7 protein-coding genes and 1 riboswitch are annotated in these 18,424 nt (G+C 61.8%); of the genes, 3 read left to right on the plus strand and 4 right to left on the minus strand.

What is annotated here, in order from left to right:
- Window positions 1-253 precede the first annotated feature (253 nt).
- A complete protein-coding gene (locus MB901379_RS05060) occupies window positions 254-11,431 on the plus strand; it encodes a PPE family protein (protein ID WP_197717861.1) in 11,178 nt (3,725 codons plus the stop codon).
- Between the two features lie 216 nt (window positions 11,432-11,647).
- Here the strand turns inward: MB901379_RS05060 and MB901379_RS05065 are convergent, their stop codons facing one another.
- The 3 genes from MB901379_RS05065 to MB901379_RS05075 are packed head-to-tail and all read right to left on the minus strand — an operon-like array spanning window position 11,648 to window position 14,894.
- Window positions 11,648-12,382 carry a class I SAM-dependent methyltransferase gene (locus tag MB901379_RS05065; RefSeq protein WP_158018953.1) on the minus strand — a complete coding sequence of 245 codons (735 nt, stop codon included), beginning with the start codon at window positions 12,380-12,382 and terminating at the stop codon, window positions 11,648-11,650.
- Window positions 12,379-13,518: a homoserine O-acetyltransferase MetX gene (gene metX / locus MB901379_RS05070; protein WP_158015639.1), complete on the minus strand. Its 1,140-nt coding sequence runs from the start codon at window positions 13,516-13,518 to the stop codon at window positions 12,379-12,381. Before metX ends, MB901379_RS05065 begins: the two co-directional genes overlap by 4 nt.
- An 11-nt stretch (window positions 13,519-13,529) precedes the next feature.
- Window positions 13,530-14,894: a bifunctional o-acetylhomoserine/o-acetylserine sulfhydrylase gene (locus tag MB901379_RS05075; RefSeq protein WP_158015640.1), complete on the minus strand. Its 1,365-nt coding sequence runs from the start codon at window positions 14,892-14,894 to the stop codon at window positions 13,530-13,532.
- Between the two features lie 39 nt (window positions 14,895-14,933).
- Window positions 14,934-15,053: riboswitch (SAM riboswitch) on the minus strand.
- A gap of 156 nt (window positions 15,054-15,209) precedes the next feature.
- Here MB901379_RS05075 and MB901379_RS05080 point away from each other — a divergent pair.
- Window positions 15,210-16,439, plus strand: a complete 1,230-nt coding sequence (locus tag MB901379_RS05080) for an NADP-dependent isocitrate dehydrogenase (protein WP_158015641.1) — start codon at window positions 15,210-15,212, stop codon at window positions 16,437-16,439.
- Here MB901379_RS05080 and MB901379_RS05085 read toward each other — a convergent pair.
- Complete coding sequence (locus MB901379_RS05085) at window positions 16,432-17,229, minus strand: alpha/beta fold hydrolase (protein ID WP_232022079.1); 798 nt, start codon at window positions 17,227-17,229, stop codon at window positions 16,432-16,434. The genes MB901379_RS05080 and MB901379_RS05085 overlap by 8 nt on opposite strands.
- A gap of 159 nt (window positions 17,230-17,388) precedes the next feature.
- Here MB901379_RS05085 and trpS point away from each other — a divergent pair, with 159 nt between their 5' ends.
- Complete coding sequence (trpS, locus tag MB901379_RS05090) at window positions 17,389-18,420, plus strand: tryptophan--tRNA ligase (protein WP_158015642.1); 1,032 nt, start codon at window positions 17,389-17,391, stop codon at window positions 18,418-18,420.
- Window positions 18,421-18,424: the final 4 nt, after the last annotated feature.

The raw sequence follows: 18,424 nt of genomic DNA on the forward strand, positions 1-18,424 counted from the left end.
GGGCAGTAGAGGGCACACGTCGGCGCAATGGATGCGCAGGATGACTCCTGCGCATGGGTGATCGCCACTGACGGGTCACGTTGTTGACGACGGCGGGCACAGATCCGGTGTTTGCCCGTACGAGGATCAGCACACAAGGGGTGACCCGGGCTTTGACCAGTCGCCGGCAACGACCGACATCGCAGAAATGCCGACGCTCACCGCGTTGTGGTGGGACGATTCTACGCGTACACCTGCTGAGAGGTCGGGGCCGGTGAACTTTCAGGTGCTGCCTCCGGAGATCAATTCCGTGCTGCTGCACAGCGGTGCGGGGTCGGGTCCTTTGCTGACGGCCGCGGCGGCGTGGGACGGGTTGGCCGCCGAGCTGGGGTCGGCGGCCACTTCTTTCGGGTCGGTGACCGCCGGTTTGGCCGCTGGGTCATGGCAGGGCGCGGCGGCGGCGGAGATGGCGGCCGCGGCCGCCCCGTATGCGGGCTGGTTGAACGCGGCAGCGGCCGCGGCGGAGGCCACGGCCGGGCAGGCCAGGGCGCTGGTGGGTGTGTTTGAGGCGGCGTTGGCCGCAACGGTGGACCCAATGGTGGTGGCGGCCAATCGGGCGGTGTTGACGTCGTTGGCGTTGACAAATGTGTTCGGTCAAAACACGGCCGCGATTGGCGCGGCTGAGGCCGAGTACGAGCTGATGTGGGCCCAGGATGTGGCCGCAATGGCCGGCTATCACGGCGGCGCCTCGGCGGCAGTGTCCGCGTTGCAGGCGTTTGGCCCGACGGCGCAGGCGGTCGCCGGCTCGCCGGGTGGTCTGCTGGGTGAATTCTTCAATGCTTTGCTCACCGCTCCGAAGACACTCAGTTTTAATGCCGGATTGGCCAATGTTGGCAATGGCAATATCGGCTCGGCCAATATCGGCGACTTTAACTTCGGTGCGGCCAACGTCGGCGGGCGGAATTTGGGGCTGGGCAACATCGGCGGCGGCAACGTCGGTTTCGGGAATTTCGGTAGCACCAATATCGGGTTCGGCAATTCTGGGCTGGCCGCGGGCCTACCGGGCCTTGGCAATATCGGCCTGAGCAATGCCGGCAGCGGAAACTTTGGATTCGGTAACCTCGGCGTGGGCAATGTCGGGTTGGCCAACAACGGGACCGGCAACATCGGGATCGGGTTGGTCGGGGATAACCTGACCGGGATCGGGCCGTTGAACTCCGGGGCCAGCAATATCGGTCTGTTCAACTCGGGGACCGGCAACGTCGGCTTCTTTAACTCTGGGACCGGGAATTTCGGGTTGTTCAACTCGGGCAGTTACAACACCGGTATCGGCAATTCCGGGATGGCCAGTACCGGGATGTTCAACTCGGGTGATTTCAACACCGGTGTGGCGAACGCCGGCAATTTGAACACGGGCAGCTTCAACCCGGGCAGCTTCAACACCGGCGACTTCAACCCGGGTAATACCAACACCGGCTGGCTGAACACCGGCAACATCAATACCGGCTTCGCGAACTCGGGCGATGTCAACACCGGCGCCCTGATCAGAGGCAACTACAGCAACGGCGTGCTGTGGGTAGGCGACTACCAGGGCCTGTTCGGGCTGTCCGCCGGAACCAGCATTCCGGCAATCCCGATTGGGCTCGACCTAAACACCGGGATCGGGCCCATCACCCTCGAGCCCATCCAGATCCTTCCCACCATCCCGCTGAACATCCACCACACCTTCGAATTCGGACCACTCGTGGTACCGGACATCACCGTCCCCCCAATCGGCGGGGGCTTCGGGATTCCTATTGGAGTTGGCCCCCTCACCATCTCCTATGCGGTGCTCTTCGGCACCCAGATATTCAACACCACATTCCCGATCGGCCCACTAGCGGGCTTAGGGGTAATCAATATTCCCAACATTACCATAACTAATGATGCTGACAGCTCTATTATTCTTTCAGCCGGTCCGACCACTATCGACACTAGAATTGATCAGTTCCCTCTGGTTCTCGACTGGCACACCCCCACTATCACCCTGTTCCCGAACTACCTGACAATCCCCAGAATTGACCTGCTTGCTAACACGTTCGTGGGCACTCCCGGTTTCACCATTCCGGGATTCACCATTCCGACCAGCGCAATCCCGCTGACGATCGATATCGATGGTCAAATCGACGCTTTCAGCACCCCTGCGATCACGATTGATCGCATTCCGCTGAATGTCGGAGCCGGCGTCACTATCGGTCCGGTTCCGATCCAGGGGATTAATGTTCCGGCGGTTCCGGGGTTTGGGAATACGACGGTGGCGCCGTCGTCGGGGTTCTTTAATTCTGGTGCCGGTGGGGTGTCGGGGTTCGGGAATTTCGGTTCGGGGATGTCGGGTTGGTTCAACCAGGCCCACGACATGGTGGCGGGTGCGGGTTCGGGTTTGTTGAATGCTGGGTCGCTGTCGTCGGGTGTGTTGAACTTCGGTTCGGGGGTTTCGGGGTTGTACAACACCAGCGTGCTGGGTGTGGGGACCCCGGCGGTGGTGTCGGGGTTTGGCAATGTGGGTCAGCAGTTGTCGGGGTTGTTGGCGGCCGGGACCGTGTTGCAGCAGAGTCCGATTGTCGATTTCGGGTTGGCCGATGTGGGTTCGTTCAATGTCGGTGGCGGCAATGTGGGGGGCTTCAACTTCGGTGTGGCCAATGTTGGCGACGGGAATTTGGGGTGGGGCAACGTCGGCGACGGCAATATCGGGTTGGGCAATCTCGGCGATGGCAATTTCGGGTTGGGCAATGCGGGGTTGGCGGGCTTGATGGGCCACAATTTGGGGTGGGGTAATGCTGGTGGTGGCAATGTTGGTTTTGCCAATGTGGGGCAGGGCAATATCGGGTTGGCCAATAGTGGTTCCGGTAATATTGGGATTGGGCTTAGTGGGAACAACCTGACCGGGATCGGTGGGTTGAATTCGGGCAGCGGTAATATCGGGTTGTTTAACACCGGTACGAATAATGTTGGGTTCTTTAATTCCGGGAGTGGTAACTGGGGTCTGTTCAACTCGGGGAGTTATAACACCGGGGTTGGTAACTCGGGTGTGGGTAGTACCGGGTTGTTCAATGTTGGTGATTTCAACACCGGTGTGGCCAATCCGGGGAGTTACAACACGGGCAACTTCAATGTGGGGGATACCAATACCGGTGATCTCAACCCGGGCAGTGTCAATACCGGTTGGTTGAACACTGGCGATTCCAACACGGGTTTTGCCAACTCGGGCAACGTCGGCACCGGTGCGTTCATGACCGGCAACTACAGCAACGGCCTGCTGTGGCGCGGCAACTACGAAGGCCTATTCGGTGCCTACTTCGGGCCCACCATTTCCCAATTCCCGATCACCGTACATGCAACCGGCGGTGCGGGCCCGCTGCACGTCGCGCCCATTCCGGTCCCCGCTCTCCACTTCGACATCACTAATGCATCCGTCGGCCTGGGCCCGTTCACCGTTCCGCCCATCACCGTCCCCGCCATCCCGATCGACGCCGCGGGATCCGTCGACCTCAGCCAAGTCACCGTCGCGCCGACTGTGCTCTTTCACGAACTGACCGGACACATCAACGCCGATATCGGACCCATCATCTTCAAGCAGCCGCTTGTACGCCTAGCAAGTTTCCACACCCAAGTTCTGGATCTGAATCTTGGGGATGGCATCGTCATTAATCTCTACGGGATCACCGGAGGCTACGGTCCATTATCGGTGGCCTTCAACCTGGACAGCACCCCCTTGATCCTTTTCCCGAATGGCTTCACCATTCCTGCCCAAACTCCGGTCACCGTGGGCTTGTCTGGCGGGAATGACGCTTTCACCTTCTTCTCTCCGACAGGACTCGAATTCCCGAAAGCGTCGGCAGGCGTCACCAATCTCTCCGGAGGGCTGGACGCGTTCACGTTGCTGCCCAGCGGGTTCACTATCGACACCGTTCCGGCGACCTTCAAAGGCGTCGCTGAGATCGGCCCGATCCCGATTCCGATTATTAATGTTCCGGCGGTTCCGGGGTTTGGGAATACGACGGTGGCGCCGTCGTCGGGGTTCTTTAATTCTGGTGCCGGTGGGGTGTCGGGGTTCGGGAATTTCGGTTCGGGGATGTCGGGTTGGTTCAACCAGGCCCACGACATGGTGGCGGGTGCGGGTTCGGGTTTGTTGAATGCTGGGTCGCTGTCGTCGGGTGTGTTGAACTTCGGTTCGGGGGTTTCGGGGTTGTACAACACCAGCGTGCTGGGTGTGGGGACCCCGGCGGTGGTGTCGGGGTTTGGCAATGTGGGTCAGCAGTTGTCGGGGTTGTTGGCGGCCGGGACCGTGTTGCAGCAGAGTCCGATTGTCGATTTCGGGTTGGCCGATGTGGGTTCGTTCAATGTCGGTGGCGGCAATGTGGGGGGCTTCAACTTCGGTGTGGCCAATGTTGGCGACGGGAATTTGGGGTGGGGCAACGTCGGCGACGGCAATATCGGGTTGGGCAATCTCGGCGATGGCAATTTCGGGTTGGGCAATGCGGGGTTGGCGGGCTTGATGGGCCACAATTTGGGGTGGGGTAATGCTGGTGGTGGCAATGTTGGTTTTGCCAATGTGGGGCAGGGCAATATCGGGTTGGCCAATAGTGGTTCCGGTAATATTGGGATTGGGCTTAGTGGGAACAACCTGACCGGGATCGGTGGGTTGAATTCGGGCAGCGGTAATATCGGGTTGTTTAACACCGGTACGAATAATGTTGGGTTCTTTAATTCCGGGAGTGGTAACTGGGGTCTGTTCAACTCGGGGAGTTATAACACCGGGGTTGGTAACTCGGGTGTGGGTAGTACCGGGTTGTTCAATGTTGGTGATTTCAACACCGGTGTGGCCAATCCGGGGAGTTACAACACGGGCAACTTCAATGTGGGGGATACCAATACCGGTGATCTCAACCCGGGCAGTGTCAATACCGGTTGGTTGAACACTGGCGATTCCAACACGGGTTTTGCCAACTCGGGCAACGTCGGCACCGGTGCGTTCATGACCGGCAACTACAGCAACGGCCTGCTGTGGCGCGGCAACTACGAAGGCCTGGCAGGCCTGTACTACGGAATCACGATTCCCGAGTTCCCGATCCACTTCACTTCGACCGGGAGCGTGGGCTCGATCGCCATCCCGGACACCACCATCCTTCCCCCGCTGCATTTGGGTGTTACCGGGGACGCAAACTATCAATTCATCGTGCCGGACATCCCCATTCCGGCAATTCATATCGGCATCGACGGCGTCGCCAATGTCGGTTTCACCGCGCCAGCTGCCACCCTGCTTTCCGCACTGAGCCTGGGAACGATCGCGACAGGCCCGGTCGTGGTCGGACCGCTCTTCATTCCCGAAATCACCAACGTGACATTTACCTTGCCAATTGTTGGTTTCCAATCGGGTAGTATTTTCCCCTTCCCCCTCGGAGACATTGTCTCGCTTCCTCCGATGACCATACCGATCGACCTAATAACAGAGCCGATCGCACTCGACGCTATATCATTCAGCAACTCCATTCCCATCAACATTCCCCCTATCGATATCGCGGCGACGCTTATCCAAGGAATATCGATGTCCGAGGTCCTGCCGATCAATTTGTCGGTGGACATCCCGGCGGTAGCGATCTCGGGTATCAGCACCGAGCCTATTCCGCTGGATTTCGACCTGCTCACCAGTGTCGGGCCCATCGACATCCCGATCATCAACGTTCCGGCGGTGCCCGGCTTTGGGAACTCGACAACCCTGCCGTCGTCGGGCTTCTTCAACTCCGGTATGGGCGGCGGCTCCGGCTTTGGGAACACGGGCTCGATCATGTCAGGCTGGTTCAACCAGGCGTCGAGTTCGATGGTGGGAGCGATTTCGGGGCTGGGCAATGCAGGCAGCTTCACGTCGGGTTTGGTCAACTCCGGCACCGACATTTCGGGCTTGCTCAACGTGAGTTCGTTGGATGTGGGGCTGCCGGGGGTGATTTCGGGGTTCGGCAACCTCGGCCACAACGTTTCAGGTTTGTCCTACGAGGGCTTGCTGACGTTGCTCAGCGGCGGTGGCGGGTCGGGTTCGGGCTCAGGTGGATCGGGCAGCATCATCGACTCGTTGATCGCCGAGCTGCGGTATATCAACCCGCTCAATGTATTTGATCTCGCCAACGTCGGCGATTACAACGTGGGCTTTGCCAATGTCGGGGATTTCAACCTGGGTGCGGGCAACGTCGGGGACGTCAACTTCGGCTGGGGCAACCTGGGAGGCAACAACGTCGGCTTGGGCAACCTTGGTGACAGCAACTTCGGCGCGGGCAATATCGGCAACGGCAATGTAGGGCTGGGGAACTCGGCATTCGCGGGCCTGACCGGTCGCAACCTGGGTTGGGGCAACGCCGGTACCGACAATGTTGGTTTCGCCAATGTGGGGCAGGGCAACCTCGGGCTGGCCAACAGCGGTTCCGGCAATATCGGGATCGGGCTCAGTGGCAGCAACCTGACGGGGATCGGCGGGTTGAATTCCGGCGCAGACAATTTGGGCTTGTTCAACTCCGGGACCGGCAATGTCGGGTTCTTCAACACCGGCACCGGTAACTGGGGTTTGTTCAACTCCGGGAGCTACAACACCGGGATCGCGAACGCGGGCATAGCCAGCACCGGATTATTCAACGCGGGTGACTTCAACACCGGTGTGGCCAACGCGGGTAGCTACAATACGGGCAGCTTCAATGCGGGCAGCTTCAACACCGGCGATGTCAATCCGGGCTACGTCAACACCGGCTGGTTCAACACCGGTGACACCAACACCGGTTGGTTCAACACCGGCAATGTCAACACCGGTGCGTTCAATTCGGGCAGTTTCAACAACGGGGCCCTGTGGACCGGTGACTACCACGGGCTCATCGGCTTCTCGTTTGGCATCGACATCACCGGCAGCACCCTGGTGGACCTCAATGAAACCCTCAACTTCGGTCCCATCAACATCGATCAGATCGATATACCCGGAATGTCGCTGTTCGATATTCACGAGGTCTTTTCCGTCGGACCCTTCACCATCGATCCCATCAATATCCCCGCTATACCGTTGGACATCCACCAAGCGATGGAGATTCCGCCCATCGTGATCTTGCCGGCCACCACCATCGCGGCCCAAGACATCGTAATTCCCCTCAACAGCCCGCCAAGCCCCGCCCCGCCGCCGTTTACGCTGCCGGTCCTCACGGTGTTTCTAGACAACCTATTCTCCGGTGTCGACACCTGGAAGGTCGGTTCGACGAGTTCAACGGGATTTGTCGACGGGTACGTCACGGCGCCCACCCAGGGCATCTCAATCTATTTTGCCGGTAGTAGCGGATCGACCGGTAGCGCAGTTATCAGTATTCCGACCATCAATATCCCGGAAATCGGGACCTCGAGTATTCCGTTGAATATTGATGTCACGGGTAACATCCTGCCCGCATTCACCCTGTTCCCGGGTGGTCTATCGATTCCGGAGAGCGCCATTCCATTTGCGATCGATGCGTCAGGTGCGCTGGATCCGATCACGATTTTCCCGGGCGGCCTTACAATCGATCCACTTCCATTGAACCTGGCGCTGAACATCAGCGTGCCCGACAGCCACATCCCGATTATTAATGTTCCGGCGGTTCCGGGGTTTGGGAATACGACGGTGGCGCCGTCGTCGGGGTTCTTTAATTCTGGTGCCGGTGGGGTGTCGGGGTTCGGGAATTTCGGTTCGGGGATGTCGGGTTGGTTCAACCAGGCCCACGACATGGTGGCGGGTGCGGGTTCGGGTTTGTTGAATGCTGGGTCGCTGTCGTCGGGTGTGTTGAACTTCGGTTCGGGGGTTTCGGGGTTGTACAACACCAGCGTGCTGGGTGTGGGGACCCCGGCGGTGGTGTCGGGGTTTGGCAATGTGGGTCAGCAGTTGTCGGGGTTGTTGGCGGCCGGGACCGTGTTGCAGCAGAGTCCGATTGTCGATTTCGGGTTGGCCGATGTGGGTTCGTTCAATGTCGGTGGCGGCAATGTGGGGGGCTTCAACTTCGGTGTGGCCAATGTTGGCGACGGGAATTTGGGGTGGGGCAACGTCGGCGACGGCAATATCGGGTTGGGCAATCTCGGCGATGGCAATTTCGGGTTGGGCAATGCGGGGTTGGCGGGCTTGATGGGCCACAATTTGGGGTGGGGTAATGCTGGTGGTGGCAATGTTGGTTTTGCCAATGTGGGGCAGGGCAATATCGGGTTGGCCAATAGTGGTTCCGGTAATATTGGGATTGGGCTTAGTGGGAACAACCTGACCGGGATCGGTGGGTTGAATTCGGGCAGCGGTAATATCGGGTTGTTTAACACCGGTACGAATAATGTTGGGTTCTTTAATTCCGGGAGTGGTAACTGGGGTCTGTTCAACTCGGGGAGTTATAACACCGGGGTTGGTAACTCGGGTGTGGGTAGTACCGGGTTGTTCAATGTTGGTGATTTCAACACCGGTGTGGCCAATCCGGGGAGTTACAACACGGGCAACTTCAATGTGGGGGATACCAATACCGGTGATCTCAACCCGGGCAGTGTCAATACCGGTTGGTTGAACACTGGCGATTCCAACACGGGTTTTGCCAACTCGGGCAACGTCGGCACCGGTGCGTTCATGACCGGCAACTACAGCAACGGCCTGCTGTGGCGCGGCAACTACGAAGGCCTGTTTAGCCTGCACTACGACCTCGTGGTTCCCAAGGTCCCCATTTTGGATGCGCATTTCACCGGCGGATTCGGCCCCGTGGTCATTCCGCCCATCCCAGTCCCGTCGGTCAATATGCACCTGAGCGGAAACGCCGCGATGGGCTCCTTCACTATCCCTCAAATAGACATTCCCGAGATCCATCCCAACATCGTGGGAAGTGTCAACCTGGGCCCGATCACGCTCGCGCCCGGCAGCATTCCTGGTGTTGACCCCGTCACGGCGACCATCGATATCGGTCCGTCGACGACGATAGGGCAGATGAGGCTATCGCCGTTCATCATATGGAGTTCGGCTCCGAATCCTCCGACATGGTACGCATTTGGCCGGACCTATTCAGCGCTTGATCTATTCCCGACCGGGGACATCGTCCTAGGCGATGGCGGCACGACCGGTCCGATTCATGCCGTCATTACCGGTGCCACCCAGGCCTTCGGACTTCCGACAATCTCCGTTGGCCAAATCCCCATCGGCTTCACCGTGCCAGGCGGTGTCGACGCCATCACGATCTTCCCGGGTGGTTTGACATTCGACGGCGCATCATTGCTAAACCTGAATGTGACCGGAGGTACTCCGGGTGCCACTATCCCCGCGATCAACTGGCCGGAGATCCCGGCGAGTGCAGACGGGTCGCTTTATGTCATCCCGAGCAACATCCCGCTCATCGACATTCCCGCGACACCGGGTTTCGGCAACACCACCACGCTGCCGTCGTCAGGCTTCTTCAACACTGGCGCCGGCGGCGGATCGGGGTTTGTCAACTTCGGCGCGGGCATGTCGGGTTGGTGGAACCAGGCGCACAGCGCGCTGGCCGGGGCGGGCTCGGGCATTGCCAATGTCGGGGCGCTGAACTCGGGTGTGCTGAACTGGGGGTCGGCGGTGTCGGGGGTGTACAACACCAGCGGGTTGAGCGTGGCGACACCGGCTTTTGTGTCCGGCTTCGGCAATGTGGGCCAACAGCTGTCCGGTCTGCTATCGGGTGGGTCCGCGGTCAATCCGACCAACATTGTCAATTTCGGGTTAGCCAATGTCGGCAGTGCCAATATCGGACTCGGCAACATCGGCGACTTCAACTTCGGGAACGCCAACCTGGGCGGACACAACCTGGGCTGGGGCAACATCGGGGACAACAACCTCGGTTTCGCCAATATCGGTGCGGGCAACCTGGGGTGGGCCAACTCGGGTCTGGCCGCGGGGTTGCCGGGTATCGGCAACGTCGGGTTGGGCAATGCGGGTAGTGACAACATGGGCCTGGCAAACGCGGGCGCGGGCAATGTCGGGCTGGCCAACTCCGGTACCGGCAATATCGGGATCGGTCTGGTCGGAAACAACCTGACCGGGATCGGTGGCCTGAATTCCGGTGTGGGCAACGTTGGGTTGTTCAACTCGGGCACTGGCAACATCGGGCTCTTCAACACCGGTACCGGCAACTTTGGGTTGTTCAACTCCGGTAGCTACAACACCGGGATCGGCAACTCGGGTGTGGCCAGCACGGGATTGTTCAACGCCGGTGATTTCAGCACCGGTCTGGCCAATGCCGGTTCCTACAACACCGGCAGCTTCAACGTCGGTGACATCAACACCGGTGACTTCAACCCGGGCAGCATCAACACCGGCTGGTTCAATAGCGGAGACTCCAACACCGGAATCCTCAACGCCGGCAACGTCAATACCGGCGCCCTCATCACCGGCAACAACAGCAACGGCATCCTGTGGCGGGGTGACCACGAGGGCCTGGTCGGCCTCTCGCTGGGTTACACGATTCCGCTCTTCCCCGCCGTGGGCGCGGATGTGACCGGCGGAGTGGGCCCCATTACCGTGCTGCCGTCCATCCACATCCCGTCAATTCCGTTGTTCCTCGACACACTCGGCGACATCGGACCTGTCACCATTCCCGATATCCCCATCCCCACCATCCGCCTAGGCCTCGGCCCGACCGTGAATCTGGGGCCCTTCACCGTGGACCCCATCACCCTGGCCTTCCCGGGTGTTTCGATCGGAGGTCAGCTCTCGAATATCCACATGACCTCCCCCGCGACGCCCAGTTGGGTCTTCAGGCCCAGCTTCAGTTTCGTCGCGTTCACGATCGACGGCGCCAACGCGAGCTCGAGCACACTGAATGGATTCACCGTTGCACCCTTCGGGTTCGACAACACCACACTGACGATCCCGGGATTCACGATGCCCCTCTCGGGCCCGCTCCAAGTGACCCTGCCCCTAGAGGTGACAATTCCGGGCTTCACCATCCCAGGCGGCACCCTAATTCCGCAGGTCCCGCTGGACTTCGGACTGTCCGCTGGCACTCCGGCGTTCGACCTGCCGCCGGTCGTCATCGGCAGGATCCCACTGGAGCTGCACGCCGGTTCCACCATCGGCCCCATCGACATCTCCATCCTCAACATCCCGGCGACCCCAGGCTTCGGAAACTCGACCACTGTGCCGTCGTCGGGCTTCTTCAACACCGGCGGCGGCGGCGGATCGGGCTACGGGAACTTCGGGTCGGCCATGTCGGGCTGGTTCAACGCGATCTCGGATTCCGCGCTCGGCTCGGCCTCAGGCTTCGCCAACTTCGGCACGCAGCTGTCCGGCCTGCTCAACCGCGGCGCCGGGATCTCGGGCGTGTACAACCGGAGCACCCTCGACCTCATCACCTCGGCGTTCATCTCGGGCTTCGACAACGTCGGCGAGCAGCTCTCGGGCTTGCTTTTCACCGGCACCGGACCGTAGCCAGGCGTCAAGTCGGCCCGCATCCGCGTGACCAGCGGGGTGCGCAGGCGCAGATTTCAGCCGGTCCCCTGAAATTCAACGATTTGCCAACGCTTACCGAACGTGGCCCCAGTGCGGTGGGTGAAAAGCCGATCGGCGGGGTGGCCTTTCTCCGGGTTGGGCGTGCCCGTGCACCTTCAGGACCGGTGGGCAGGGTTGGACGGACGCTCAGCGTAGCTACTTTGCCAGCGTGGCCCGTACACATACCGTGACATACGGCAGCGCCAGGCCGTTGGCGTTCGCCAGCGCGGGATGAGTGGCCAACAATTCGCGTACCTGATCTAGTGTCTTGGTGCGCACTTCGGTCGGCGATGTGATGCAATAGCTACGCGATGCCACCAGGTCGATCAATGCTTGCGGCGTAAGGTAATTCGTCCACTCGACCTGATGGCGTGCCACGTCGGTGAACGGGTCGGGCAGGGTCACCTTGTCGCGTACCGGGTCGCCGTCCCGGCCAATGATCCGACCCAGCTCGCGCACCCAGCCGAGCCGTTCGTCGCGAGTGTTCCACACCAGACCAAGCCGCCCGCCTGGGCGCAACACGCGGACCACCTCGGGAATCGCTCGCTCGGAATCGAACCAGTGCCACGCTTGAGCCACCAGGACGGCGTCAACACTGTTGTCCGCCAACGGAATCTCTTCCGCAGTGCCAAGTAGCGCCAAAGTTTTCGGCAGTGAGGCCTGCAACAACTCGAGCATCTCGGCGATCGGGTCGACAGCCACCACGTCGAGACCGCGCTCCACCAGGCGGGTGGTCAGCTTGCCGGTACCCGCGCCGAGATCCAGCACGTCACGAGCACCGTTGGGGAGCAGCCAGTCGATCGCTTCGGGTGGATAAGAGGGACGTCCCCGCTCGTAAGCCGCAGCGGCCGAACCGAACGACAGCGATGGGTCCTGGCTGGACCGGGTCACCATGAACGCGCACTTTGGTAGTCGGCCAATTGCAGTGTCTTGCGGATCAATTCACCGACCGCGTCGGATTCGACGAGGAACCCGTCGTGGCCGCAGATGGACTCGACAACCTCCAACCCGGCACATCCGGGTAACTGCTCGGCCAACTCCTGCTGCAGGCGCAGCGGGTAGAGCCGGTCGGAGGTGATACCACCTACGACCACGGGTACCGGGCACCCCTGTAGCGCCGCGTGCACACCACCGCGGCCACGGCCGACGTCGTGGCTGTTGAGCGCCTCGGTCAGGATCACGTAGCTGCCGGCGTCAAAACGCGCCAACAACTTGTCTCCCTGATGTTCGAGGTAGCTTTGGACCGCGTAGCGTCCCCCGGTGGCCGGATCTTCGCTGCCCTGATTGTCGTTGGCGAATCGGCTGTCCAGTTCGATCTCGCCGCGGTAGGTCAGATGTGCAAAGCGGCGGGCGATCGTCAGCCCGGCCTCAGGCCGGCTGCCCGTCTCGTAATAGTCGCCGCCGTGCCAGTTCGGGTCGGCCTTGATGGCGGCGATCTGTGTTGTCTGAGTGCCGATCTGGTCCGCGGTCGCGCGGGCGCCGACGGCCAGCAGCAGGCCCGATCGCACCCGATTAGGGTGGCCGATCATCCATTCCAACGCGCGTGCGCCGCCCATGGATCCACCGACCACCGCGGCGACCTGCGCGATGCCCAGCGCGGCCAGCGCAGCGATGTCCGCCTCGACCTGGTCGCGCACGGTGATCAGCGGAAATCGTGAACCCCAGGGTTTGCCGTCCCGGGCCAGTGAGCTGGGCCCGGTGGAGCCGCGACAACCACCCAACACATTGGTGGCCACCGCGCACCAGCGGTTGGTGTCGATCGGGGCCCCCGGCCCGATGACCCCGTCCCACCAGCCGGGCGTGGGATGCCCCGGCCCGGCCGAGCCGGTTACGTGCGAATCGCCGGTGAGCGCATGCAGCACCACCACCACGTTGTCGCGGGTCGGCGACAGTGCGCCCCAGCGCTGGACGGCAATACAGACATCGTCGATCGTGGTGCCGTTCTCCAGGCGCAACGCGCCGATGTCGACGATGCCGACCTCGCCTTCGGCGGGCAGAGTTTGGGTGGGCACATCCGAGATCGTCACGTCAATGCTCCTCAGTACGCCGCGACGGCCTGTGGATCGCCGCCGCTGGTTGCGGCCGCGTATGCCCCGGCCGCGGCGAAACCAAGCTCCAAGTCGGCCAGGATGTCGTCGATCCCCTCGATGCCCACGGCCAACCGCACCAGGCCGGGGCTGACGCCGGTAGATAGCTGCTCTGCGGGGCTGAGCTGGGCGTGGGTGGTCGATGCCGGGTGGATCACCAGCGAGCGCACGTCGCCGATGTTGGCCACGTGACTGTGCAGTTTCAGCGCGTTCACGAACGCCTTGCCGGCCTCGATGCCACCGGCCAGCTCAAATGAGAGGACGGCCCCGGTGCCCTTGGGCGCCAGCTTCTTTGCCCGCTCATGCCACCGCGAACTGGGCAGCCCCGCGTAGTTGACCGACAGTACGTCGTCGTGGGCCTCCAGGAACTCCGCGACTCGCTGCGCGTTGGCGACGTGTCGTTCGATTCGTAAGCTCAGCGTCTCCAGCCCCTGAGCCACCAGGAATGCGTTGAACGGTGAAGCGGCCGACCCGTAGTCGCGCAGCAGCTGCACGCGGGCCTTGAGCGCGAACGCCGGTGGCCCCAACTCGGCGAATACCACGCCGTGATAGCTGGGATCGGGTGTGGTGAATTCGGGGAAGCGCCCCTGGGTCCAGTCGAAGGTGCCGCCGTCGACGATCACACCCGCGATGGCCGCGCCATGCCCGCCCAGATACTTGGTGGCTGAGTGCACCACAATGTCGGCGCCCTGAGTAAAGGGCTGGATCAGATACGGCGTGGCGACGGTGTTGTCGACGATCAGCGGGATTCCGTTGCTGTGGGCAACTTCGGCGACCCCGGGGGTGTCCAGGATGTCGATTTGCGGATTGGAGATGGTTTCGCCGAAAAAGGCCTTGGTGTTCGGTCGTACCGCCGCCCGCCACGAGTCCAGATCGTCGGGGTCGTCGACGAAGCTGACCTCGACGCCCAGCTTTGCCAGCGAATAGTGGAACAGGTTATAGGTGCCGCCGTAGAGGCGCGGGCTGGACACGATGTGATCGCCCGCGCCGGCCAGGTTCAATATGGCGAAGGTCTCGGCCGCCTGCCCGGAGGACAAGAACAGCGCGGCCACCCCACCTTCGAGCGCGGCAATGCGCTGCTCGACCACATCGGTAGTGGGGTTGCCGATCCGCGTGTAGATGTTGCCCGGAACCTCCAGACCGAACAAAGCCGCAGCGTGGGCCGTGTTTTGAAAGGTGTACGAGGTGGTCTGATAGATCGGCAGGGCCCGGGCATTGGTAGCGGGGTCCGGCTGCTGTCCGGCATGAACCTGCTTGGTTTCGAACGACCAATGCGCCGTTGGATCGGCTTCGGCGTTGTTGTTTTCGGCGCTCATGAGGTGCATTCCCTGTCTGCTCAGGGGCCCGTCATGGCGGACCCGCGCTTGCCGTGTAGCTCGCTGTGGCTACTCAACCTGGTCATCACCCGGGGCACCCCACCGCGGTTGGAGGGTTGCCGGCCAGCAAGCCGGGGCTTGACGCTGGCGCTCATGACCGACATGCAGCCTACCGTATGGCGGTTGGGTGATGCCAACTCCCCTGTGCGAGCAGCGCCTTCGCGGGCCGGCGGGAGGCGGCGAATGCTCCTAGTAATCTGGCCTGACGAGCAACCGCTCGCCCTTAGCTGACTGCGCTGGAGGAATCGGGCTCAGATGTCCAGTGAAACCAAGATCAAAGTCAAAGGCCCGCTGGTAGAGCTCGACGGCGACGAGATGACCCGGGTCATCTGGCGGCTCATCAAGGACAAGCTGATTCTTCCGCACCTGGATGTCAACCTGGACTACTACGACCTGGGTATCGAGCATCGCGACCGCACCGACGACCAGGTGACGATCGACGCGGCCTATGCCATCAAGAAGCACGGGGTGGGTGTCAAGTGCGCGACGATCACCCCGGACGAGGCTCGAGTGCAGGAATTCAACCTGAAAAAGATGTGGCTGTCACCCAACGGGACGATTCGAAACATCCTGGGAGGCACGATTTTCCGTGAGCCGATCGTGATCTCCAACGTTCCGCGGCTGGTGCCGGGCTGGACCAAGCCGATCGTCATCGGACGGCACGCATTCGGTGACCAGTACCGGGCGACCAACTTCAAGGTCGACCGGCCGGGCACCGTCACATTGACCTTCACGCCCGCGGACGGCAGCGAGCCCATCGTGCACGAGATGGTCTCGGTGCCCGAGGACGGTGGCGTGGTGATGGGGATGTACAACTTCCGACGATCCATCCAGGACTTCGCGCGCGCCTCGTTTTCCTACGGTCTCAACGCCAACTGGCCGGTGTATCTGTCTACCAAGAACACCATCCTCAAGGCCTACGACGGCATGTTCAAAGACGAATTCCAGCGCATCTATGAAGAGGAGTTCAAGGAACAGTTCGAGGCCGCCGGGCTGACCTACGAGCATCGACTGATCGATGACATGGTCGCTGCGTGCCTCAAATGGGAGGGCGGCTACGTCTGGGCGTGCAAGAACTACGACGGCGACGTCCAGTCCGACACCGTGGCACAGGGCTACGGATCATTGGGGCTGATGACGTCGGTGCTGATGACGGCCGACGGCAAGACCGTCGAGGCCGAGGCCGCCCACGGCACCGTTACCCGCCACTACCGCCAGTACCAGGCCGGTCAGCCGACCTCCACCAACCCGATCGCCTCGATCTTCGCCTGGACCCGTGGACTGGCGCACCGCGGCAAGCTGGACACGACCCCCGAGGTCATTGAGTTCGCTCAGCTGCTGGAAGACGTCGTCGTCAAGACGGTGGAGAGCGGCAAGATGACCAAGGACCTTGCCATTCTGATCGGTCCCGGGCAGCCCTGGCTCAACAGCGAGAACTTCCTGGATGCGATCGCCGAGAATTTGGAGAAGAGGCTGGTCAGCTAGCCGGCGGTGCGACGGCCCGGACATGCGGGCAGCAGTCTTCGATGAAGCTGGTGATCACCTCGGTGATGCGGTCCGGTGCCTCGTACATCGGGACGTGTCCCACGTTTTCGAGCACGGTAACCCGATGGTCGTCGGGTAGGTGTTTGGTGAAGTGCCGGGTGTATCTGGGTGCCGGGATGATCCGGTCCTTACCGCAGATCACCAGATGTGCCGGGACGGCGTTCTCGGCGAGCTCCTGCAGGCCGTGCAGCAGCGATGCCTTGACCAGCAGCTGGAAGTAGGCGGGGCAATGCGCGACATCGTCAATGATGCCGCGCAGGTCGGCGTCGTGGACCCCGTCTGGCGACGCGCTGATCGCGTAGGTGGCCAGGCGGCGGCTAAACGGCAACCGCAGCACCCGCTGCCGAAACGCCCAAGCAAGCACCAGCATCGGAACTCCGAGGATGAACTTGGCGATGACCTCGAACTTGGCCGGGCTCCAGCGGTGCCAGCCGCCGGCCGGGGCGATGCCGGTGACGGTGCGGGCCCGCCCCCGCCGCTCCAGTTCGAATGCCACCCACCCGCCCAGTGAATTGCCAACGATGTGCGCGGTATCCCAGCCCAGTTCGTCCATTTGGCGCTCGACGTGGTCGGCCAGGACCGCGGAGGACAGGAACCAGGTGCCCGCCGAGGGGCCGCCGTTGTGGCTGGCCATGGTCGGGGCGAACACCTCGTAGCGGCCGGTGTCGGCCAACTGCCGAGCCACGGTCTGCCATACCGCCTGGGACAGCAAGAAAGGATGCAGCAGCAGTATCGGCTCGCCAGAACCCAGGTGGATCGGTGCGCGGGTCGGCACTGAAGGCGAGGAGCCCAGCAGACGTCTCATATTTCCGACAGTACTAGGTGATACCGCCGGTATCGCAAGCGTCTGCAATCGGCCGGGTGCCGGCGTGAAAAGATCGGGGGCATCATGAGCACCCCTACCGGATCCCGCCGGATTTTCTCCGGCGTGCAGCCAACGTCTGACTCGCTTCATCTCGGCAATGCGCTGGGCGCCGTCGTCCAGTGGGTGGCGCTGCAGGACGACCACCCGGGCGAGTACGACGCCTTCTTCTGCGTGGTCGACCTGCACGCGATCACCATTCCGCAAGACCCCGAGGCCCTGCGTCGCCGCACCTTGATTACCGCGGCGCAGTACCTGGCCCTGGGTATCGACCCCAGCCGGTCCACCATCTTTGTGCAAAGTCAGGTGCCCGCGCATAGCCAGCTGGCGTGGGTGTTGGGGTGCTTCACCGGTTACGGGCAAGCGGCGCGGATGACCCAGTTCAAGGACAAGTCGACGCGTCAAGGGACCGAATCCACCACCGTCGGGCTGTTCACCTACCCGGTATTGCAGGCCGCCGACGTCCTGGCCTACGACGCGGAGCTGGTGCCGGTGGGGGAGGACCAGCGCCAGCACCTCGAGCTCGCCCGCGACGTGGCGCAGCGGTTCAACAGCCGTTTTCCAGACACCCTGGTCATTCCAGATGTGCTCATTCCCAAGGTCACTGCCAAAATCTACGATCTGCAGGACCCGACCTCGAAGATGAGCAAGTCGGCAGCCACCGATTCCGGTCTAATAAACCTGCTCGACGATCCGGCGTTGTCCGCCAAGAAGATACGCTCCGCTGTGACCGATAGCGAACGCGAAATTCGCTATGACCCGGAGACAAAGCCGGGAGTGTCGAATCTGCTGAATATCCAGTCAGCGGTGACCCGTGTCGGGATCGACACCCTGGTCGACGGCTATGCCGGACGGGGCTACGGCGACCTGAAAAAAGACACCGCGGATGCTGTCGTCGCGTACATCAGCCCGATCAAGGCTCGCGTCGATGACCTGATTGCAGATACCGCAGAGCTGGAGGGTGTGTTGAAGGCGGGCGCAGAGCGCGCCCACGAGGTCGCCAGCAGGACCGTGCAACGGGTCTACGATCGGTTAGGGTTTCTTCCGCAACGGGGGTAGGCGT

The organism is Mycobacterium basiliense, assembly GCF_900292015.1.
GTDB lineage: Bacteria > Actinomycetota > Actinomycetes > Mycobacteriales > Mycobacteriaceae > Mycobacterium > Mycobacterium basiliense.